At 49.8% G+C, this 18,916-nt stretch carries 18 protein-coding genes; 8 read left to right on the top strand and 10 right to left on the bottom strand.

Annotated features, from left to right (window positions below; all coding sequences use genetic code 11):
* Positions 1–72: 72 nt before the first annotated feature.
* On the bottom strand, positions 73–690 hold the full coding sequence (locus MHB82_RS02050; protein ID WP_341173688.1) for a hypothetical protein: 618 nt from the start codon (positions 688–690) through the stop codon (positions 73–75).
* Positions 691–884: 194 nt separating this feature from the next.
* Positions 885–1,775 carry a DMT family transporter gene (locus MHB82_RS02045; RefSeq protein WP_341173687.1) on the bottom strand — a complete coding sequence of 297 codons (891 nt, stop codon included), beginning with the start codon at positions 1,773–1,775 and terminating at the stop codon, positions 885–887.
* Between the two features lie 199 nt (positions 1,776–1,974).
* Here MHB82_RS02045 and MHB82_RS02040 point away from each other — a divergent pair, with 199 nt between their 5' ends.
* Complete coding sequence (locus MHB82_RS02040) at positions 1,975–2,865, top strand: LysR family transcriptional regulator (RefSeq protein WP_095361601.1); 891 nt, start codon at positions 1,975–1,977, stop codon at positions 2,863–2,865.
* A 102-nt stretch (positions 2,866–2,967) separates the two neighbouring features.
* Here MHB82_RS02040 and MHB82_RS02035 read toward each other — a convergent pair whose 3' ends face one another.
* The 6 genes from MHB82_RS02035 to MHB82_RS02010 all read right to left on the bottom strand — a co-directional run bounded on the left by MHB82_RS02035 (position 2,968) and on the right by MHB82_RS02010 (position 9,032).
* The gene (locus MHB82_RS02035) at positions 2,968–3,729 is read right to left on the bottom strand and encodes a nucleoside phosphorylase (RefSeq protein ID WP_341173686.1); all 762 of its coding nucleotides are present in this window, start codon (positions 3,727–3,729) and stop codon (positions 2,968–2,970) included.
* Positions 3,730–3,731: 2 nt separating this feature from the next.
* Entirely contained in the window at positions 3,732–4,403 is a 672-nt protein-coding gene (locus MHB82_RS02030; RefSeq protein WP_110756704.1) for a sulfite oxidase-like oxidoreductase, read from the bottom strand.
* A 23-nt stretch (positions 4,404–4,426) separates the two neighbouring features.
* Entirely contained in the window at positions 4,427–5,350 is a 924-nt protein-coding gene (locus MHB82_RS02025) for an ABC transporter permease (protein ID WP_095291641.1), read from the bottom strand.
* Positions 5,334–6,401: an ABC transporter permease gene (locus tag MHB82_RS02020; protein ID WP_110756702.1), complete on the bottom strand. Its 1,068-nt coding sequence runs from the start codon at positions 6,399–6,401 to the stop codon at positions 5,334–5,336. Before MHB82_RS02020 ends, MHB82_RS02025 begins: the two co-directional genes overlap by 17 nt.
* Positions 6,398–7,897 carry an ABC transporter ATP-binding protein gene (locus MHB82_RS02015; protein ID WP_095361603.1) on the bottom strand — a complete coding sequence of 500 codons (1,500 nt, stop codon included), beginning with the start codon at positions 7,895–7,897 and terminating at the stop codon, positions 6,398–6,400. The genes MHB82_RS02020 and MHB82_RS02015 overlap by 4 nt, the downstream gene beginning before the upstream one ends.
* Positions 7,898–8,000: 103 nt before the next feature.
* A complete protein-coding gene (locus MHB82_RS02010) occupies positions 8,001–9,032 on the bottom strand; it encodes a BMP family lipoprotein (RefSeq protein WP_095361604.1) in 1,032 nt (343 codons plus the stop codon).
* 278 nt (positions 9,033–9,310) lie between these two features.
* Between MHB82_RS02010 and MHB82_RS02005 the strand changes: the two genes are divergently transcribed.
* The 3 genes from MHB82_RS02005 to MHB82_RS01995 all read left to right on the top strand — a co-directional run bounded on the left by MHB82_RS02005 (position 9,311) and on the right by MHB82_RS01995 (position 13,709).
* Complete coding sequence (locus MHB82_RS02005) at positions 9,311–10,753, top strand: hypothetical protein (RefSeq protein WP_341173685.1); 1,443 nt, start codon at positions 9,311–9,313, stop codon at positions 10,751–10,753.
* A gap of 239 nt (positions 10,754–10,992) precedes the next feature.
* On the top strand, positions 10,993–11,625 hold the full coding sequence (locus MHB82_RS02000) for a DUF5317 domain-containing protein (protein ID WP_181429686.1): 633 nt from the start codon (positions 10,993–10,995) through the stop codon (positions 11,623–11,625).
* A 251-nt stretch (positions 11,626–11,876) separates the two neighbouring features.
* Positions 11,877–13,709 carry a bifunctional diguanylate cyclase/phosphohydrolase gene (locus tag MHB82_RS01995; RefSeq protein ID WP_341173684.1) on the top strand — a complete coding sequence of 611 codons (1,833 nt, stop codon included), beginning with the start codon at positions 11,877–11,879 and terminating at the stop codon, positions 13,707–13,709.
* Between the two features lie 142 nt (positions 13,710–13,851).
* Here MHB82_RS01995 and MHB82_RS01990 read toward each other — a convergent pair whose 3' ends face one another.
* On the bottom strand, positions 13,852–14,019 hold the full coding sequence (locus MHB82_RS01990; RefSeq protein ID WP_167301679.1) for a hypothetical protein: 168 nt from the start codon (positions 14,017–14,019) through the stop codon (positions 13,852–13,854).
* A gap of 288 nt (positions 14,020–14,307) precedes the next feature.
* Here MHB82_RS01990 and MHB82_RS01985 point away from each other — a divergent pair, with 288 nt between their 5' ends.
* The 4 genes from MHB82_RS01985 to MHB82_RS01970 all read left to right on the top strand — a co-directional run bounded on the left by MHB82_RS01985 (position 14,308) and on the right by MHB82_RS01970 (position 18,484).
* The gene (locus MHB82_RS01985) at positions 14,308–15,138 is read left to right on the top strand and encodes a sensor histidine kinase (protein WP_341173683.1); all 831 of its coding nucleotides are present in this window, start codon (positions 14,308–14,310) and stop codon (positions 15,136–15,138) included.
* 1 nt (position 15,139) lies between these two features.
* Positions 15,140–15,796 (top strand): response regulator, encoded by a 657-nt coding sequence (locus MHB82_RS01980; protein ID WP_095291633.1) that lies wholly within the window; start codon positions 15,140–15,142, stop codon positions 15,794–15,796.
* Between the two features lie 179 nt (positions 15,797–15,975).
* Positions 15,976–17,670: a copper resistance CopC/CopD family protein gene (locus tag MHB82_RS01975; RefSeq protein ID WP_341173682.1), complete on the top strand. Its 1,695-nt coding sequence runs from the start codon at positions 15,976–15,978 to the stop codon at positions 17,668–17,670.
* 31 nt (positions 17,671–17,701) lie between these two features.
* The gene (locus tag MHB82_RS01970; protein ID WP_255248076.1) at positions 17,702–18,484 is read left to right on the top strand and encodes a YcnI family copper-binding membrane protein; all 783 of its coding nucleotides are present in this window, start codon (positions 17,702–17,704) and stop codon (positions 18,482–18,484) included.
* A 104-nt stretch (positions 18,485–18,588) separates the two neighbouring features.
* Here the strand turns inward: MHB82_RS01970 and MHB82_RS01965 are convergent, their stop codons facing one another.
* Positions 18,589–18,861, bottom strand: a complete 273-nt coding sequence (locus MHB82_RS01965; RefSeq protein WP_095291629.1) for a hypothetical protein — start codon at positions 18,859–18,861, stop codon at positions 18,589–18,591.
* Positions 18,862–18,916 lie beyond the last annotated feature (55 nt).

The raw sequence follows: 18,916 nt of genomic DNA, 5'->3' as shown, positions 1-18,916 counted from the left end.
TTATATTTCATCATCATAATGATGTTCCTTTATATAACTTACCCAATTATTTCATTCCCATTCGCCATGTGGCTATTCGAAGTCCACCTGTTGATCCAAAATAACTTCTTCCATTTTATGTTCCAGTTCAGGAACTGAAGGGACCAGTGAAAATTGAACCTGTTCGAGAGAGGAAGGCAGCGCGGGCACGACCCGAAAACTTAAATGTGTTTCGCCGCCCCCTCCACGACTGCTATGTCTCGTCGACATATGGTTCTGTTCACTAATCACTTCTAATGCCAAATGAGGCACCACGTGTACACGATCCGTTTCATTTCCTTTATAATGAATCTCCAAATGAATAATACTTTCCGTCTCATATTGCATAGAATGCGTGATGAGATACTCGCAGGAATCCTGGATCGTTCTCTTCATAATCGGAATAACACCTATCAATGAGAGCTCTTCAGGCGGAAAAAACTGCCTCTGAGGCATTGGTTGTACACTACGCAGGACATAACGGATGTCTTCCTCTTTCAAATCCAGAGACGCTGCCCATTCATCTATTACTTCCTGAGGTGGATGGTACTGAACCGCTCCTGTTATTTGCTTCCTCTGTGCGACCAGCCGAAGCAGCTGTTCATCAATCTGCCGTACCTGATCATTGTACTCAAAAGGGATGACACGAAATTCACTCCAACCTGAACTCATATTTAATCTCCTCCCCATATCGAAGTTCACCACTGACTAAGGTATCCATTGGCTAAGTATCTAATAGAAACTATTCGCTACTCTACGTTCGCTCCCTCTTCATAGATTGCAATTAACGCTGTTGCAAAACAAAAAAATGACGAGCCTCTCGTCCGGCTATGACAGCCGGGTGCGAAGAGGTTCGCCACAAGGTTTTATATTTTGGCCACTTTGCTGCCCTTCATCTTCATGTTTACGAGCAGAATGCTGGCGATAATCATGACCAAGCCTGCAATCAAATTAACCGTCACGGACTCCCCAAGGAACAATACACTGCAGAACAGTGCAATCAGCGGAATCAGAAATGTAAATGATCCCACTTTACTCGCTTCTCCCGAGCTGACCAGTTTGAAGAATGCGAGCCAGCCCAACGCAATGACAAAGACCGAAATGAACAGCATATCCAGTATAAATGGAAGTACCCATTGCACTTCAGCCCAGTTCTCTGTGGCTGTACCCGTCAATGTCAGGACAACTCCGCCAATCAGAATCGGAATGGCCGTCATCCAGATTCCATCCACCTTCGTCGATGTTTTCTTCATATATACGGTTCCGATTGCCCAACTGACGGCACTAAACAGTCCGAGCATAACTCCTTCAGGTGATACTTTGCCAGTCATGCCGCCAATACTGATCGTTGCCACTCCTGCAAAACCGAGGACCAGTCCGGCGATTTTCATCCCATACATCGACTCACCCAGCCACAGCCAAGCTCCAATACCGAGCAGCACAGGCTGCAGGAATACGATGGAGGAAAATAAACCTGCGGGTACTTCCGTCAGACCTACAGTCTGAAATCCATAGAAGAAAATGATATTCAGAACCGCCGAGATCGCATAGATATGCCAGGTTTCCCGAAGCCGCAGCGTTTTGTACCTTGGAAAAGCATAGATACCGAGCACCAGTCCGCCAATCAACAGGCGCATACCTGCAAATAAAAGCGGCGGTGCATAGTTTAAAGCGTATTTGGTCAGGGGCCAATTTACTCCCCACATGAGTACTAGAAAAGCCAGGACCCAGCCTGCTTTTGCACGTGATAAAGCCATAAATTAACCTCTCCTATCTGGCACAGCTTCAGAGCCAATCCACAATCAGGCACCTGATTCATGCCATCGTCTCAGCCCATCTATATTTAGAGTCAAACGGGTCCATGCCCTCCCGTTGATCGTTCTGTTTCTCCATGATACAATAACAAGCGTAATAATTGAAATGCATGTTAATTATAAGGAGCATATCATATTTGTTATGAACAATTCACAATTACAATTATTCGTAAAAATTGCCGAGACCGGAAGCTTCACTCGCGCCGGGCAGGAACTGAATATGACACAGCCCGCGGTTAGCCGGGCTATCTCCTCGCTGGAAAATGAACTGGACGTCACCCTGATTATACGGGACCGGCGGAACGGCATTGTGCTGACCGATGTAGGACAACGAATACTCGTCATTTTCCGCCGGATATTACAGCAATATGATAAGGTGCAGCAGGTCGTTTCGGCAGAAAAGGGGCTCGAAATCGGTACGATACGCATCGGTTCTTTTCCCATGTCATCGGCTCATCTGCTGCCCAAGATTATCCGATCCATTCGTGATCGCTACCCTAACATCGAATTTGAACTGCATGAGGGAAACATTCATGAAATTCAGGAATGGCTTAACTCACGCGCGATTGATGTTGCTCTCATTATTGTGACGGAACAGGAGCCGGTAGAGAAGGCTTATGAAACACTGCCGCTCTATAACGAAGAAATGCTGGCTGTGTTTCGGGACGATGAGCCGTTTGCCAATCAGGAGATTCTGCCTGTGAAGATGTTGAATCAGCATCCCATGATTGTATGCCAAGGCGGATATGAAGTGCCCATCGTGGATCTGTTCAAACGTGCGGAAACGGAGCTCCATTTCGGGTTTGTCGTCCATAACGTCAACACATGCCTGAACATGATTGAACAGGGGCTTGGAACTGCCATGCTGCCTGCAATCTCTCTGTCCTGGCTCCCTCCTGGTGTGAAGGCACTCCCTACCGAACCGAAGGCTTATCGCCACATCGAGCTCGCGGTCCCTTCTCTGGTGGAAGCCTCTCCAGCTTCCCGTTTGTTCATCGAGACTGCGCAGCAATTGTTTGGACAGCGCAGCTAAACCAAAAAAGGACATCCACGAAGTCACATTACATGACCAAGTGGACGTCCTTTTGAATTGTTTTTTGTAAAGTTATATTCTCAACATTCCTTTGAACGTTGCTTACGCCTGATCCTGCCGAGCGAGCGCAGCAAGTGCACGCAGAGCAGCGTTAATCTCGCGCTCAACCGCATGTGCTACCGCATCTGTATGTGGATCATATTCGGCAGCCAGATCGCTGTCGGCGAAGCCGTCGATGGCCACAATCGCACCAGCACGCGCACCTCGCAGCGTACTGACGATGTACAGTGCTGCAATTTCCATCTCGGCCGCTAGTGCGCCGGCCTGTTTATACTTGCGGTGAGGGATCTCCTCCACCCCTGTGAAGAATGCATCCAGTGTAACGGTAATACCTACACCGACTTTGCCTGCGTTCATTGCCGGATCTGCATCGTTACCCTTTTCTTGTGCAGCTTCAATGAGTGCCTGGGTGACTCCAATGTCTGCTACTGCAGGGAAACCATCGGGCACAAGCTGACGGGTCAATCCGTCCGAACGGACTGCTGCCGTGCTGACAATGACGCTGCCCGCAGGATAATCTGCCGTATAGGAGCCGGCTGTTCCGACTCGAATCAGGGTTGTCACCCCTGCCCGAATCAGTTCCTCGAAGCAGACAGCCGCTCCCGGAGAACCTACGCCATGGCTGACAACAGCCATCTGCACCCCTTCATATAGCCCAACGAATGTACGATATTCCCGGCTGAACGCCAGTTCTCTCGCCTGCTCCAGCTTCCGGGAGATCTTCTCCGCACGAGCGGGATCGCCGCAGACAATGGCATAAGCAGGCATATCTTCCGAATGAATCTGCAAAATAGGCATTAACATCGTCAATCAAACTCCTTTTTCGTCCATTCATCTTCGGGGATCGGCAGATCTTCGCCCGAGAAGCGCTGTTCCTTGAACGGATCGGCAAAGTGATGAAACCCGTTGCTCTCCCAGAATCCGTTGCGATCTTCGGTCATAAACTCCAGACCGCGTATCCACTTCGCACTTTTCCAGAAGTACAGCTGCGGCACCACCAGGCGCAGCGGATAGCCATGCTTCGGTGTAAGCGGCTCGCCGTTATATTTGAAGGCAAGCAAGACGTCGTCATGCATCAACTCTTCGAGCGGAACATTAGTCTCATAATCGTGATCAGCATGGATCATGACATATCTGGCTTCAGGTTTAACGCCCAAAAGCTTAATGAAATCCGAAAAGCGAATGCCTTCCCATGGGGTATCGAACTTGGACCAGCGGGTCACACAGTGAATATCGCTCACCGTATTGACCTGCGGCATGGCCTGAAGCTCGGCAAATGAGAACACTTTCTCTTCCTCTACCTCCCCGAACACTTTCAGATCCCATGTGGACAGGTCGTATTCAGGCACTTCTCCTTCATGCAAAATCGGGAATTTCTCGGTTAGCATCTGTCCCGGCGGCAGCCGATCTCCATGCTCAGCACCCGCTTTGGGCGCAGGAGTTTTGGTTTTCTTCAGACGTTCAGCCTTGTTATGCAATGATAACCCTCCTTCTTTTTACATTAGCGCGAGCTTCCGCCCGCTTTCAGTGCATCTTGTGCATACGTACGGTCTTTGAAAAAGAACATGGCCACCAGCGTCACAATATATGGAAGCATCAGGGTGAAGTGCGTCGGCAGGGAGAAGCCCTGCAGGCGAATGCTGAGTGCTTCCATGAAGCCGAACAGTACACTGGAACCCATGACGCCCAGCGGATTCGCTTGACCCAACATGGTTGCTACCAAGGCGATGAAGCCGCGACCTGCGGTCATGCCCTCCGTAAACATCGTCACCTGACCGAGCGACAACTGAGCGCCAGCCAGGGCACACAGGATACCGCACATCAGAACCGCACCGTACTGAATACCGCGCACTTTAATCCCGATACTTTGCGCTGCAATGGGATTCTCGCCGACGGAACGCAGGCGGAAACCTGATACACTTTTGAACAAATAAAATTGTAATGCAATAACGAGTATGATTCCGAGGTACACGAGCGGGCTGTGCCCGGAAAATACGCTGCCTACCCAAGGAATATCCTTAATCAGTGGAATATCCCATTTGGGAAGTCCCACCATATCCTTGTCGTAGTATGCACCTTTTACATCAAAAATCGCCCGTAATGCAAAGGTCGTCAGACCTGTTGCCAGGAAATTCAGGGATATCCCGACTACGATGGCATTTGCCTTGAGATTGATACTAATAAAGGCAAACAGTGCCGAGAACAACATCACAATAATAATAGAGAAGATAACGGCCAGAAGTACGTTGCCAAACAAATAGTTACCTACAATCGCGGAGAAAGCACCGATCAGCACGAGTCCTTCGAGACCCACGTTGAAAAGGCCGACACGGGAGCACAATGCCCCGCCGAGCGCTGCAAGCAGGATCGGAGTCATAATCCGCAAGGTCGAGCCGAACATGGCTGCATCAAACAGTTGCTGCATTGGATTTTTTCTCCTTTCTCCGCTTCAGGAATGAATACCCGATCTGGGCTGATACAAATAACGTAAGCACGGCCTGGATTACACTGCCGACTTCAAGCGGCACATCCGTATTACGTTCCATACCCATTGCACCTGTCTGCAGGGCAGCAAGCAAAATGGCCGCTACAGCCGTACCGAGTGGGTGCGAGCGGGCGAGCAGTGTCGCCATGATACCGCTCCATGCGTAACTTGCAGATGACAGCGAGCCATCCAGGAAACGATACTGTGTTCCCAGCACTTCGCCTGCACCCGCCAGACCTGCCAACCCACCGCTGATCACCATGGACAGCATCATCATCCGAATCCGGCGAACCCCGCCATACGTCGCGAACGACGGATTGCTTCCGAGCATGCGAATCTCATAACCGGTTACCGTTTTGTGCGTAAACCAATAGATCAGGATTGCAGCTACAATCGCAATGATGAAACCGGCGTGCAGTCCCATTCCCTGGAACAGCTTCGGCAGCCAGACTCCCTGATCAATCATCGGCGTCTGCGCCATCGCTGCGGAGCCGGTACGATCCTTGAACGGATAAGATACCATGTACCCGCCGAAATAGATGGCAATATAGTTAAGAAGCAGCGTTGTAATCAACAGGTTCATGCCAAACCGGGCATCCAGCCAGCCGGCAAATAGGGACCAGATTCCTCCGGCCAGGATTCCTGCCACAATGGCCGCAATACAGACAAACCAGCCCGGGCCTGGCAGATAGAGCGCTGTGAGCGCCGCACTGAGCCCCCCGAGAATCATCTGTCCTTCGGCTCCCATGTTGAAGAACCCTGCACGGAACGCGAGTGCTACACCCAGTCCTGCAAGGATAATGGGTGTCGAACGAGCCAGTGTATTCGTGAAGAAGTAGAAGTTCCCGAAGGCTCCCTTCCACATCTCTGCATATGTTTCGAAGACATTCCCGCCAACAACCAGAATTGCCACAGCTCCTGCAAGCAAACCGATTACTATGGCAAGCAGCGGCTGTACGAGTCCGCGAAGTGTTTCTTTTACCCGATTCATACCCGCTCTTTCCCTCCTGCCATCAATAAGCTAATCTGTTCTTCCGTGGCTTCATCTGCCTTCAGTTCCCCGGCAATCTCGCCTTCATACATCACAATAATTCGATCGGATAATTGCAAAATCTCGGACAGCTCGGAAGAAACGAGCAGCACACCAGCACCTTCGTTTCGTTTGCGAAGCAGCTCGGCATGAATCGTCTCCATCGCTCCGATATCGACGCCACGTGTCGGTTCCGCTGCAATCAGGAACGGAGCATCCTGCGCAAATTCACGTGCAGCAATCAGCTTCTGCAGATTACCTCCTGACAGGAACTGTGCCTTCGTCTCTGCCGAACCGGTCTTGATGCTGAACTGTTTGATCCAGCCCTCCACCATAGCCCGTGCAGCTTTGGCCTTAATAACGCCTCGTGTTTGAAGCCGGTGATGATGTCCCATGAGTCCATTCTCACGCACACTGGCATCCTTGGCCGCCCCCCACATATACCGATCCTCGGGAATGTGAGCAAGTCCATGCTCCCGAATGCGGCGAACAGGCCAATTCGTTGTGTCCTGCCCCGAGAGCAGGACACGGCCGCTGTCTGCAGTGCGCAGTCCGGCAATAACCTGGATCAGTTCGGACTGACCGTTACCCGAAATGCCTGCGATGCCAACGACTTCTCCTTTTCGTACTTCCATATGGATGTCCTTCAGCGCCGAGCGATCCTTCGCTCCGGACAAGGTTACGCCCTCCACCTGGAGTACGGCTTCTGCAGGCACGGATGGCTGCTTGTCGAGACGTACCAATTCACGCCCAACCATTAACCGGGATAATTCCTCTACATTGGTGTCCTTCGCCTCCAATGTGCCCGTGACCTGACCATCGCGAAGAACCGTAATCCGGTCAGCCACGTCCATGACTTCCTGCAGTTTGTGGGTAATCAATACGAAGGTTTTGCCCAGCGCCGCAAGAGATTTCATATTGGCCAGCAATTCCTTGACTTCAAGTGGTGTCAATACCGCTGAAGGCTCGTCCAGGATAATAATATCTGCCCCCTGATGCAGCACCTTGAGAATCTCTACACGCTGCTGCATGCCGAGAGGACACTCGGATACTTTTTTCCATGGGTCAACGGGCATGCCGTATTTTTGGCCCAGGTCGTTCACTTGAGCAGCTGCCTGCTTACGGTCAAATACGCCCGCTGCAGCCGGCTCGCGGCCAATAACAATGTTCTCGGCCACCGTAAAGGAAGGAAACAGCATAAAATGCTGATGCACCATGCCAATACCGCTGGCCATGGCTTGAGACGGAGTGGCGAAGCTTACCTCGCGCCCCCGGACTTTGATCGTACCTGACGTGGGCTGCTCCATTCCGTACAGCATGCGCATCAGGGTTGTTTTACCCGCTCCATTCTCACCAACGAGGGCGTGGATCTCTCCCTCACGCAAATTAAAACGGATATCCCGATTGGCGGTGAAGCCGCCGTATTTCTTCGTAATCTGATCCATCTCCAACAGCATATCTCGCGTTCGCTCCTTTCGGTCTCGGGCATTTAATAGCAGCAAAACCGGCTGCCTGATCGGGCAGCCGGCTGATCAATACAACTCCATCAAACAATCAAAACTATTGCTGCAATGGATCCTTCACAACGATTTTGCCGGATACGATATCTTCATTAATTGCTTTTACCTTGTCGATAACTTCCTGTCCAACAAAATCACTCAGTGCGGATTCGCTATCACGTGTAACGAAAGTCAAACCAACACCGTCTTCTTTCAGGCCATAGTTTACAGCACCTGCTTTGAAGTTTCCTTCTACGAAATCCTTCACTGTCTCATAAGCAACCGTATCTGTGGATTTTAATTGGGACAATACGATGTGCTCTGGATCTTCAACCGTTCGATCGGTATCCTGACCGGATGTATAGAAGCCTTTTTCCTTTGCTGCTTCGAATACGCCGAGGTCACCTACTGCAGATGCACCAGCAATGAAGTCAGCGCCTTTGCCGAATTGTACCAGTGCCAGTTCTTTTGCCTTGGCAGGGTCATTAAAGCCACCAACATAGTTCACGAGGAATTCTGCATCCGGGTTAACGGATTCCAGACCTGCTTTGAAACCTTCGGTATATTTCTTGATCAATGGAACGTCCACTGCTGCGATCATGCCGACTTTATCCGTTTTGGTGGATAGTCCGGCAGCCGCACCAAGCAGATACGCTCCCTCATATTCACGGAAACCAACGCTGCGTACGTTAGGCAGATCAACCGTTGTATCCACAATGGCAAACGACTTGTCCGGATTCTCGGCAGCCACCTTTTTCAGTGCATCTTCTGCCTGGAATGTCGCCGTAATAATCAGATCATAGTTCTCCGCAACCGCAGCACGCAGATTTTGCTCGAATGCTGCCGGGTCTGTGGATTCGATTGTTTTGGTATCTACTTTAAACTCTTCGCCTGCTTTTTTGAAACCTTCATCCATTTGTACAAAGAACGGGTTTACCCCGATTTTTTCAGGAAGTACGAGTGCCATGCGCAGTGATTTCTCACTGTCGCCGCCTTGGGCCGATTGTTCGTCTTTGGAAGCCGAAGTTCCACAAGCCGCAAGCAAAATTGCCAACATGATGATCGATAAGACGAACGATAAGCCTCTTTTCATTTTGAAGATTCCCCTTTTCCACATTCTTTTTTTATAATCCTAGCGGATACTGTCGATCCTTGTCAATAAATCTTTGTGCATAAACATTCAAATTAAATATAATTATTTCATCGCCTGCTAAGACACTTTGGGAAGCGCTTCAGGATGACTTTTTTCCGTTGACATGGATGGCTTCTCCGTGCTAAAGTCAATCCAATTATTAAATTCACATCGGTTTTGTCAGAATTATAGCGCAAACTGTTCCATTTTCCCAACCATATCTTAAGGAGGCTATTCATATGAAAAAAATCACCCAGTTCACGCTGGCGGCCCTGCTCGCCGCTCCGGTCACCATCGGCAGCCTCAGCTTGCCTGCTTCGGTTTCCGCTGCATCTGCTTCGCCCGTCGTACCATCCGCATCTCAAACTGCAAAAGCAACCACATCTCAAACTCCATCTATATATACGGAGAGTGCAGCCGATTATGCTCAGTTCCTGCAGGCCAAGTATGGCATCCAGCTGCCACAGCAGCTGACCAAAGGTGACTTCATTCAAGCGATAGCAGCTATCATTGAAACGAATCAAGCGGCGGTCTCCACGGAAGAAGCCAGTGATAGTCAGACCCAGGCTCCTGCTTTTACCGATCTGAGCTCGGGAGATTCAACTTATGATGCAGCCATTACCCTACATAACAATGGTATCCTGTCTGGTACGGAAGTCCGTGCCAATGAAACCCTCAGCACGTATGCTGCCGTATTCATTGCCGTCAAGGCAGCTGGATTCAAGGAACTTGCGTATACATATCCGGAAGAGAAAACAAAACAAGCGCTCACCAAGCTTGGCATCAGCCCGAATCGCGTTCAAGGTCAGGCGGCTCAGGAACTCGCTGCTGCCATCGATACCGGACTGGTTCCGGAAAGCCTCTATCCTGCTCTGCGTAAGGGCGGTGCGGCGAGTGCTGATTTTGCCAACATCTTGCTCGGCCGGGTATTGACCAGTCAGGGAAAATACAAGCATGAGATCGGACGCTCTGGCGATGCCGACATCTACTCCAAACTGTATGCCGCGTATCGCACAGCGGATCTAATTGAAGCACCCGAATTAAGAGAGATTGTGGATCAGGCACTTCGGAATGACCTCGTTACAGGATACAACCTGAAGGACAGCCGCTTCGATTCGAATTTTATCGATGAACTGACGTTGACTTATGGACATGATGATATCAAACACGCCGTGCAGCTGATTGGCCTGCTTCGCAGCGAGGGCATCGATGCCGATGTGCAATTCCAGCCGAAAACCTCTGCCTTCATCTATCTTAAGGAATGGGGCGAGCCCAAGGAAACGCCGGATTACAAGGTGACCCAAATTGAAAATGGTAATTATATTGCATATGCCAAGGAATATGATATTCAATTCGAGTTCAACAACACGGCGGACAAGGCCCGCTTCAATGACATTATTCTGAAATATGCCAAAAAGAACAGCGATGATGCCTCTGCCCTCATTTATGCTTCCTGGTGGCAACCACTGTATTATTCACCAACAGCTGTTCAGGACTACCCGGTCATTAGCAACAACAAAATTGCACTCGGCAACTACTACGCTCAATCCTTCTCATTGAAGGAGAATGCCAAAGGGATTCAGGAAGGCTTCCGGAAGCTTGCTCCAGATGCGGACATTACCAGCTATAACTTCTGGGTAGATCAGCCTTTCTTCAATTATCTAAACGGGGAATCGGAGTAAACACATAAGCGTCGCCTGTTAGGATTAATCTCGTAATTTGTCACACAAACCGCCGTTTTTCGCGAACAGCACGATGGATTCAATCCATGGTTCCGTAAAGACGGCTTTTCATTTATTTTTTTGCAAAATTCTTCTTCAAAATCATTTTCGCTTTGCAGGATTTACCAGTAAAAGGTCGAATAACATATGTACACAAAAAGAAACCGCAATCACACATATCTGAATGACAGGAGTTAATCATGGTATATGACGGCATTCTGCTCGGTTTGATCGTTGGACTGTTCCGGGGCGGGTACCGGTATGGTCTCCACCAGTTTGCAACACTTCAACTTCGCGGCGGGTGGATATTCCCACTGTTGCTGCTCGCCCAATTCCTTATCTTTTTCTTGCAGGAAAGACTGGATTGGGTTGCATCCATCAATGGGTACCTCTTTGCAGCGGTGTACGTCACGGGTCTTGCATTTCTGTGGCTGAACCGGCATCACCGGGGATTTACGCTGATCTGGATTGGCGTGTTCCTCAATTTCATCGTTATGGCGGTGAATGGTGGACGCATGCCTGTCTCGGTGGAGGCTTCCGCTGTACTCGGACCTTACTATGTGGATATGCTTCGTGAAGGTGGAGCGGTATCGAAACATTATATGATGGATGCATCTACCCACCTTTCCTTCCTGGGTGATATCATCCCGCTCTCCAGTCCCTATCCGCGGACCCAGGTGATCAGCATCGGCGATGTGGTCATGAACATTGGTATATTCCTGTTTATCCAGTACATGATGGTGAATCGTTCCGGCAAGGCTGCAACGCCAGCGACATCCATCCGGCCTGAAGAGATTAGGACAGACTCCAAGGAAGGGAGGTCTTTTCCATGAAAAAATTCGAAGGTATTAAATATTCCCGCATCGTCATCAATGCAATCATCGTAGCTTCTGTCGTTGTCGCGTTGACTTCGGGATACAAGCTGGGTGGCTAGTACATACTTGCCAACCAAGACAAACAGGCTGCCAGCGGCCTGTTTTTTCTTTCTGGATTTTTACCAGGTAACTTGTTATGTTATACATCTATATGGTACGAACCGATATCTATACATCAAGAGCCGACTAAACCAAGCAGGAGAATTTGTATGAACTTTATTCGTAATCTTATCCATAAAGCAGACCGAAGCAGCATGTATGTTGTTTTGCTGTGCTGTGCAGGCATCGGTATTTTTCTGTATATGAACAAGTTGTCTTATCTGCACCTCTCCACTGAGGAATGGGTTATGGTCTACACCATGCTGGGTGCCGCGCTGATCCTGGATTACTTCACCTTTCAGATCCCACCCAAGGGTAATCAGCAATCCATGGACTCTTCCGTGTATCTTGCCTGTATCTTCATGTTCGGCGGTGCGTTCAGCCTGTCTGTGCTCCTGCCCGTTTCCCTCATTTTATTAATCAAGGATCGCAAGCTTGCCTGGTGGAAACACATTGTTAATTTCAGCATTTACAGCCTTATGATTGCGGGAGCGGCTTCCATATTTACATGGACAGGCGGTGTTCCAGGAGCGCTGGACGGGTATAATCTGTTTCCTTATTTTGCAGCACTTGCCGCATACTTTATCATTAATACGATTACGCTGGGCTTATTCTTTCATTTCTCCACCAAGGATGCTCTTCAGCAGATGAAACGTGCGTTCGTGACCGAGTCGCTGCTCGTCTATCTATGTACACTGATTCTGGCGCTGGTGCTGACCATACTGGTCATTCATAACGGCGTTCTGGGCTTGCTGCTTTACTTGAGTCTCAGCATTCTGTTATCTCACGCGTTCAAACAGCTGTTCCTGATGTACCAGAGCATTGAAGAAAAGGCAAATACCGATCAACGAACCGGTCTCTTTAACCACAGCCACTTCGAAAACATGCTGGAAAATGAGCTGGCATCTGCCCGTGCGGCAGGAACACCGCTCTCCTTGGGGCTAATCGATATTGATGACTTCAAAAAGTATAACGACCGCTTCGGTCACCTGCAGGGTGACAGTCTGCTTGCTCTGCTAGGAGATTTTCTAAACCGCAAGACGGAGGGTACCCAAGTCACTGCTTTTCGTTATGGCGGGGAAGAATTCACGCTGCTCATGCCTGGCATGGAGCTGGACGAGGCTTATACCTTTATGAACAAACTGCGCAAGCAGCTGAACGATACTCCTTTTGAAGGAGTCGAGGTGTTTCCGCACGGCTGTCTCTCCTTCTCCGCCGGGGTCGCACGATACCAGGTAGATATGTACAATAAATCACAGCTTGTGGACCAAGCTGATAAGGCGCTCTATTATGCCAAAAAACAGGGCAAAAACAACGTCCATCGTCATGGCAGCAATGACGGCATGGAACATGAAATTGACCTGGTGCTGGATGTACGGGATATCGAGCAGCAGTTGAACCTGTTCAGGTACAAGGATATCGACACATTCAAACACTCCAAAAGAGTATACAAATACGCCCTCGATCTCAGTGAGCTGCTGGAACTCGACAATGCGGAGAAACGGCAGTTTGTACTGGGTGCATTGATCCATGATATCGGTAAACTGGAGATTCCGTGGTCCATCCTGAACAAAAAGGAAAAGCTTACCGCAGAGGAATGGGAAACGATTAAAGGACATGTCACCTGGGGCAAAAAAATGGTGATGACCAACGAACGTTTCAACGATCTGATCCCATATATTGAATTGCATCATGAGCGGTTTGACGGCAAAGGATATCCCTACGGTTTAAGAGACCGTGAAATTCCCCGCTTGTGCCGAATGCTGACTGTCATTGATTCATTCGACGCGATGACCACCGAACGACCGTATCAGAAAACCAAAACGGTGGATGAAGCGATCAACGAACTGCGGGCATGTGCAGGCTCCCAATTCGATCCTGAGCTGGCGGAGCTTTTCATCCGTTACATTCAGAAGAAGACAGCACAGCAGCTGTTATCCTAACGCACGCTAATGTAAGGCCGCCCACAAAATCCCTATATAATGCCAAAGCGCTACCCCCGGTCCATTGGGGATAGCGCCATTTTCATTTTCATCAATGAGTCGATCTTGGAATTCAGGACAGTTCTTAACGAACCAATTCCAATTAACGGGTGGTGTTCAGTTCATGTGAAGTTTGATGCAGCTCTTTGATCATCTGCTGCAAAAACATGTTATCCTGGCGACTGATTCCGTGCTGATTGTCTTGAAGAAGCATCTGATGAATATTCTTCTTGAGCAACTCACTACGACGTTCCAATACCTCTTGATTCATGTTGTTGCGTTCACTCCTTAACATGGTTTGTCATGAATTCACGTTCTATATAAGTATAAAGAACCTTCCGACTTAGGGAAAACAGGCACAGCCCTCCTCTCCCTTATACATCCAGCCTCACACTCCGTGACATTCTGTCACGGCATGTCGTTCTTAGATATCCTTCTATATACTCCCGTATCCACCTAAACATCCTGCGAGACCAACAGACTAGGTACCAGGGACAGGTTGGGTTATAATGGGGCATAGATTCGCACAAAGAGTCGATATTAAAGGAGTTCTGGATGCATGTCCTACAAACAAATCAAGTGGATGATCCTGCTGATTCCCACATTAACCGTTGGCCTCTGGGAATACATACGTCATCAATTTTTAATGCCCTACCTCTCCATGGACGCGGGGAATTGGCTGACTCCCGTTATCGTATACCTTGTTAGCGTTACTTTGCTGAGCCGTCTGTTCAAGATGCTGGAAGGTGCAAGAGCTGCACTGGAACAGGAACGTGCCTCCAAGGCTGCCCTTGAGGCCAGGGACCAGCTGGCTCGTGAGCTTCATGACGGGATTGCGCAATCCCTCTTTCTCTTGTCTGTCAAAACAGATAAAGCCGAGCGTGGCATGGCTGGCACCGGGCACGAACATGAAATTCAGGAAATCCGCAAGACCGTACACGAAGTAAATGCCTATGTCCGGCAAGCCATCGCCCAGCTGCGATATGTGCCCGGACATACCGCCATGCCTACAGGAGTTTCACTTCAGGGACAGGTCGAATCCCTAACGCAGGAAACGATACCTGGAGCCCAGGTTCATTGGGAACTGGACAGTCATTTCTTTACGCCAAAAGAACAAGTTGAGCTCCTCGCCTGCATTCGGGAAGCTCTGATTAATGTACGTAAACACGCGCAGGCCTCCCATGTTCAAGTGGAAGCGGAGGGCAACTCTCTCTCCTGGTCTGTTCGAATTCAGGATAACGGCGTAGGTGTTAGTGGCGATCCACTGCACCTCAAGGACCGATATGGACTGAGGATTACGAAGGAACGTGCCATTCAGATGGGCTGGTCCTTCTTCCTGGATTCCAAACCGGGCCTAACACGAATGACGATAGGTAAGGGGGATGCTTAATATGGAACATGTACGTGTATTGATTGTTGATGACCACGCCCATGCACGCGAAGCGATATGCAGTATTTTATCGGAAGACAGTCTATTTGAAGTCATCGGTACGGCATCAAATGGACAGGAAGCACTGGAACTGACCGAACAGTGGATGCCAGATCTTATTCTGATGGACGTGCAGATGCCGGATATGGATGGTCTCGAAGCCACTCGGCTGATCAAGCTCCGCTATCCTTACGTGATTATCGTTATGGTGACGGTCTCCGACGATGTAACGTATCTGTTCGAAGCACTGAAACAGGGTGCCCAGGGTTATTTGCTCAAAAACCTGGCCCCCTCCACCTGGCTGGAATATCTGCGCGCGATCGTCTCTGACGATGCACCGCTCAGCAAGGAACTGGCGTACCGGATTTTGCAGGAGTTCCCTGCGCCTCGAAGTGAAGATGTGCCGGATAACCCGCTTACCACACGGGAGCTCGAGATTCTGCAGTGGGTATCCGCCGGTTATACGAACCGCGAAATAGCAGACCAGCTCGGCATTTCCGATCAAACAGTGAAGAATCATCTCAAAAATATTTTGCAGAAGCTGCAGCTCGAAAACCGTGTTCAACTGACCCGCTACGCACTTGAAAGCGGCCTTGCCGGACGGAAACTGCGCAAATAGCAAGCATTCATGCTTTTGTCACAATTCTTGGAATATAATCGTTTTTTTATAGCCCGATGTAGTCATACGCCGTTATTTTGGACAAAGTTATAATGGTATAGATTGTTATCGGCATCCGAAGAATAACTACAATTCTATAACCTGAGGGTGATGTTTTTTTGAGTTTAGGACGTTTTACAATGAGATGGGATAAACGGCACTGGGCCGTAATGGTTTCCCTGCTGCTCATGTGTTGTCTGGTTATGCCGCAATGGGCTTCAGCCCATGCTTATATTGTTCAGGCCTCGCCAGGGGAGGACGATCTGGTAGCGACCGCTCCAGAGCGCTTGACACTGGAATTCAATGAATCGCTGCAAACGGCCTTCTATGATATTAAAATTACCGCACCTGACGGCACACAAGCGGATGACGGCAACGTGCAGATAGACGCCGAGCGTCCTCACGTGCTCGAAACGGGGCTGCGCAGCGGACTTGGCAACGGTACTTATGCCGTCAGCTGGAAAGCCGTGTCGGCCGATGGCCATCCCATTCAGGGAGCCTATGTATTCCATATCGGGGAACCGTCAGGTGCCCCTGTGGGTCTGGCGGATCTGACCTCCGGTACTGGTCAAACAGGCGGTCCAATCAAATGGATACTGTCGCTGACCGATTGGATTCAATATCTTGCATTGTCTGTCATCCTGGGCACGCTCGCCTTCCTGCTCTTCCGGATTGCTCCGTCATCCATGGCAAGAGAACCCATGGAGGTGCCAGGCAGCTATAAGCTGTTATGGATCAGCTATGCGGCAGCTTCTGTAGCCGCGATCATCAGTTTGCCTCTGAACACGATTTACGAGTCAGGGGTGGCTATCCATGAATTCAGCTGGGCACTGATGGGCAGTGCCTTGAAGCTGACGTCGTTTGGCCTCATTTGGATGGCACAGATGCTCATTCTGATGCTGCTTGCAGTCACAATCCTGTCTGGATATGACCGGGATCGCTCACTCAAGATCCGCATCTGGTCATCTTATGGTTCACTGGTACTTGTACTGGGATGGCTGCTCACGCATGCTATGACAGGTCATCCCGCCGCAGCCGAGCAGCGTGGACTTGCCATAACCATGGATTATGTCCACCTGATTGCAGCAGCATTCTGGATTGGTGCTCTGACGGCCATGGCGGTTTGTCTGCCTCCACTGGCTGACAAGCTTCCTCCGAAGGTACGAGGAGAGGTGTATTGGGGAGCTATCCGCCGTTTTGCAGCTTGGGGCATTGGTGCTGTAGCCGCTCTGGTTGCTACGGGGATCTACAGCAGTTTAATCATTTTACCCGAACCTGTACTGACATCCCTGTTCACCACCACTTATGGTTATGTGCTGCTCGCGAAGATCGTTCTGCTGCTGGTGATGATCGCATTCGCATGGTGTCATGCCCGAACGGCCAGACAGGGCAAGGGTAACCGACTGGCAGGCAGTCTCAAAGCAGAGCTCGCGATAGGTGCCGTTGTGCTGGCTCTGGCTGCTGTACTTACCCATCTGTCCCCCGGCCAGCCTGAAGCCGCTGGTCCATTCAAGGAAGTACAAACGACAGAGGATGGCTCAGCGATCACGCTCCAGGTCAGCCCTAATGTCACTGGTGAGAATCAGTTCGAGGTTGGCGTAAAAGCACCTGACGGCAGCGTAGTAAATGATCTGGAGCAGATCACCTTGACGCTGACCCACCTGGATATGGATATGGGGATTTATGAAATCACCATTCCAAAAAACGATACAGGCGTGTATCAAGCAGAAGAATACATCTCCATGCCTGGACGATGGAGCATCAAGGTTCACCTGTTGACTCGATCCCTTGATTCACTGGATACCGAGTTCGAGATCAACACAGCGAATCCATAATTTTTCTAGAAAAAGAGAGGGGTAATTTATTTTGAAAAGAACATCCTGGACTTCCAAACTTACATCCACTATAGCGGCAGGTGCTGCAGCGCTCATGCTGTTCGCCGGCTTCGCAAGTGCTCATGTCACTGTCAGCCCAGCGGCTGCACAGACCGGAGCATGGCAGACGTACACGATCAAAATTCCTTCCGAGAAGGATCTGCCAACAACCAAGATCACAATGAAGGTTCCGGAAGGTGTAGCATTCAAGCAATATCAGCCACTGGCTGGATGGAAAATCACCACAGAGAAAAACAGCTCGAACGAAGTAACATCGATTACCTGGGAAGTGGATGGAGATAACGAGGGGATCCTCGCCGGACAATTCCAGCAATTTAACTTTGTCGCACAAAATCCGGATACAGCAACAGAAGTCGCTTGGGACGCGTTCCAATACTATAGCGATGGCAGCATCGTAGAATGGACAGGACAACCTAGTGACAGCACACCTCACAGTATTACGGCTATTAGCGAAGAACCTGCAGCTGCAGGCAATCAAGCCGCAACAGGTGGCCATGACAGCGCAGGTACAGCTGGCAATGCAAGCGATGACGAAGCAGCCGCTGGAGATAATAATGCCGCAGACGATACCAAGACTGACGATGATACCACGCTCGGCGATGCATTAACCGATACCGTTACAGGTGAGCCGAATAATACGGATTCAGATCCGGGTACATTGAAACTGCAGCAGGCAACACTGATCGTATCGATTCTGGCGCTGATTATGTCCTTCCTGGGCATTGCACTCGCCACACGCCGCAAAAAGAGATAACACGCGGTCTTATATATTGGTTAACGTAACAAAAGAGCCTTGGCAGATGCCAAGGCTCTTTCTTGTGAGATGAGATTTCCCATACTTCGTTTCAACGTTTACGATTAGCGTTCCTGATCCGTCTGAATCATAATCTCAATATATTGCAGCAAGCTCCGCTTCTGCTGTTCAATTGAATGGATTCGACTGGACAGCCCTGCGAAGAATCCTTCAATCTGCTGCCTGGTGTAGTCAGCCGACTGACCCTTCCAGTCATTCAGCCGCGCATACAGGGCTCTGGCCTCCTGCTCATCTGCCTGCAGGCGGGCCAGCAGCCGTGTAAGCTCCTTCTCCGCAATTCGAAGGTCATTCAGTTCCACCAGCAATTGTCCGCTCATGCCTATCCCCTCCCCTTATGTACATACCATTATCGATCTCCTGGCAGCTCCGGTG

This window comes from Paenibacillus sp. FSL K6-2862, assembly GCF_038005125.1.
Classification (GTDB): Bacteria; Bacillota; Bacilli; order Paenibacillales; family Paenibacillaceae; genus Paenibacillus; species Paenibacillus illinoisensis_A.
The sequence above is the reverse complement of the archived record's forward strand: the minus strand, read 5'-3'. Positions and strand labels throughout refer to the sequence as shown.

Bases quoted from the DNA above. Each gene is read 5' to 3' on its own strand.
- MHB82_RS02050 (WP_341173688.1), bottom strand. From the start codon at position 690: ATGAGTTCAGGTTGGAGTGAATTTCGTGTCATCCCTTTTGAGTACAAT.
- MHB82_RS02045 (WP_341173687.1), bottom strand. From the start codon at position 1,775: ATGGCTTTATCACGTGCAAAAGCAGGCTGGGTCCTGGCTTTTCTAGTA.
- MHB82_RS02040 (WP_095361601.1), top strand. From the start codon at position 1,975: ATGAACAATTCACAATTACAATTATTCGTAAAAATTGCCGAGACCGGA.
- MHB82_RS02035 (WP_341173686.1), bottom strand. From the start codon at position 3,729: ATGTTAATGCCTATTTTGCAGATTCATTCGGAAGATATGCCTGCTTAT.
- MHB82_RS02025 (WP_095291641.1), bottom strand. From the start codon at position 5,350: ATGCAGCAACTGTTTGATGCAGCCATGTTCGGCTCGACCTTGCGGATT.
- MHB82_RS02020 (WP_110756702.1), bottom strand. From the start codon at position 6,401: ATGAATCGGGTAAAAGAAACACTTCGCGGACTCGTACAGCCGCTGCTT.
- MHB82_RS02015 (WP_095361603.1), bottom strand. From the start codon at position 7,897: ATGCTGTTGGAGATGGATCAGATTACGAAGAAATACGGCGGCTTCACC.
- MHB82_RS02010 (WP_095361604.1), bottom strand. From the start codon at position 9,032: ATGAAAAGAGGCTTATCGTTCGTCTTATCGATCATCATGTTGGCAATT.
- MHB82_RS02005 (WP_341173685.1), top strand. From the start codon at position 9,311: ATGAAAAAAATCACCCAGTTCACGCTGGCGGCCCTGCTCGCCGCTCCG.
- MHB82_RS02000 (WP_181429686.1), top strand. From the start codon at position 10,993: ATGGTATATGACGGCATTCTGCTCGGTTTGATCGTTGGACTGTTCCGG.
- MHB82_RS01995 (WP_341173684.1), top strand. From the start codon at position 11,877: ATGAACTTTATTCGTAATCTTATCCATAAAGCAGACCGAAGCAGCATG.
- MHB82_RS01990 (WP_167301679.1), bottom strand. From the start codon at position 14,019: ATGAATCAAGAGGTATTGGAACGTCGTAGTGAGTTGCTCAAGAAGAAT.
- MHB82_RS01985 (WP_341173683.1), top strand. From the start codon at position 14,308: ATGTCCTACAAACAAATCAAGTGGATGATCCTGCTGATTCCCACATTA.
- MHB82_RS01980 (WP_095291633.1), top strand. From the start codon at position 15,140: ATGGAACATGTACGTGTATTGATTGTTGATGACCACGCCCATGCACGC.
- MHB82_RS01975 (WP_341173682.1), top strand. From the start codon at position 15,976: ATGAGATGGGATAAACGGCACTGGGCCGTAATGGTTTCCCTGCTGCTC.
- MHB82_RS01965 (WP_095291629.1), bottom strand. From the start codon at position 18,861: ATGAGCGGACAATTGCTGGTGGAACTGAATGACCTTCGAATTGCGGAG.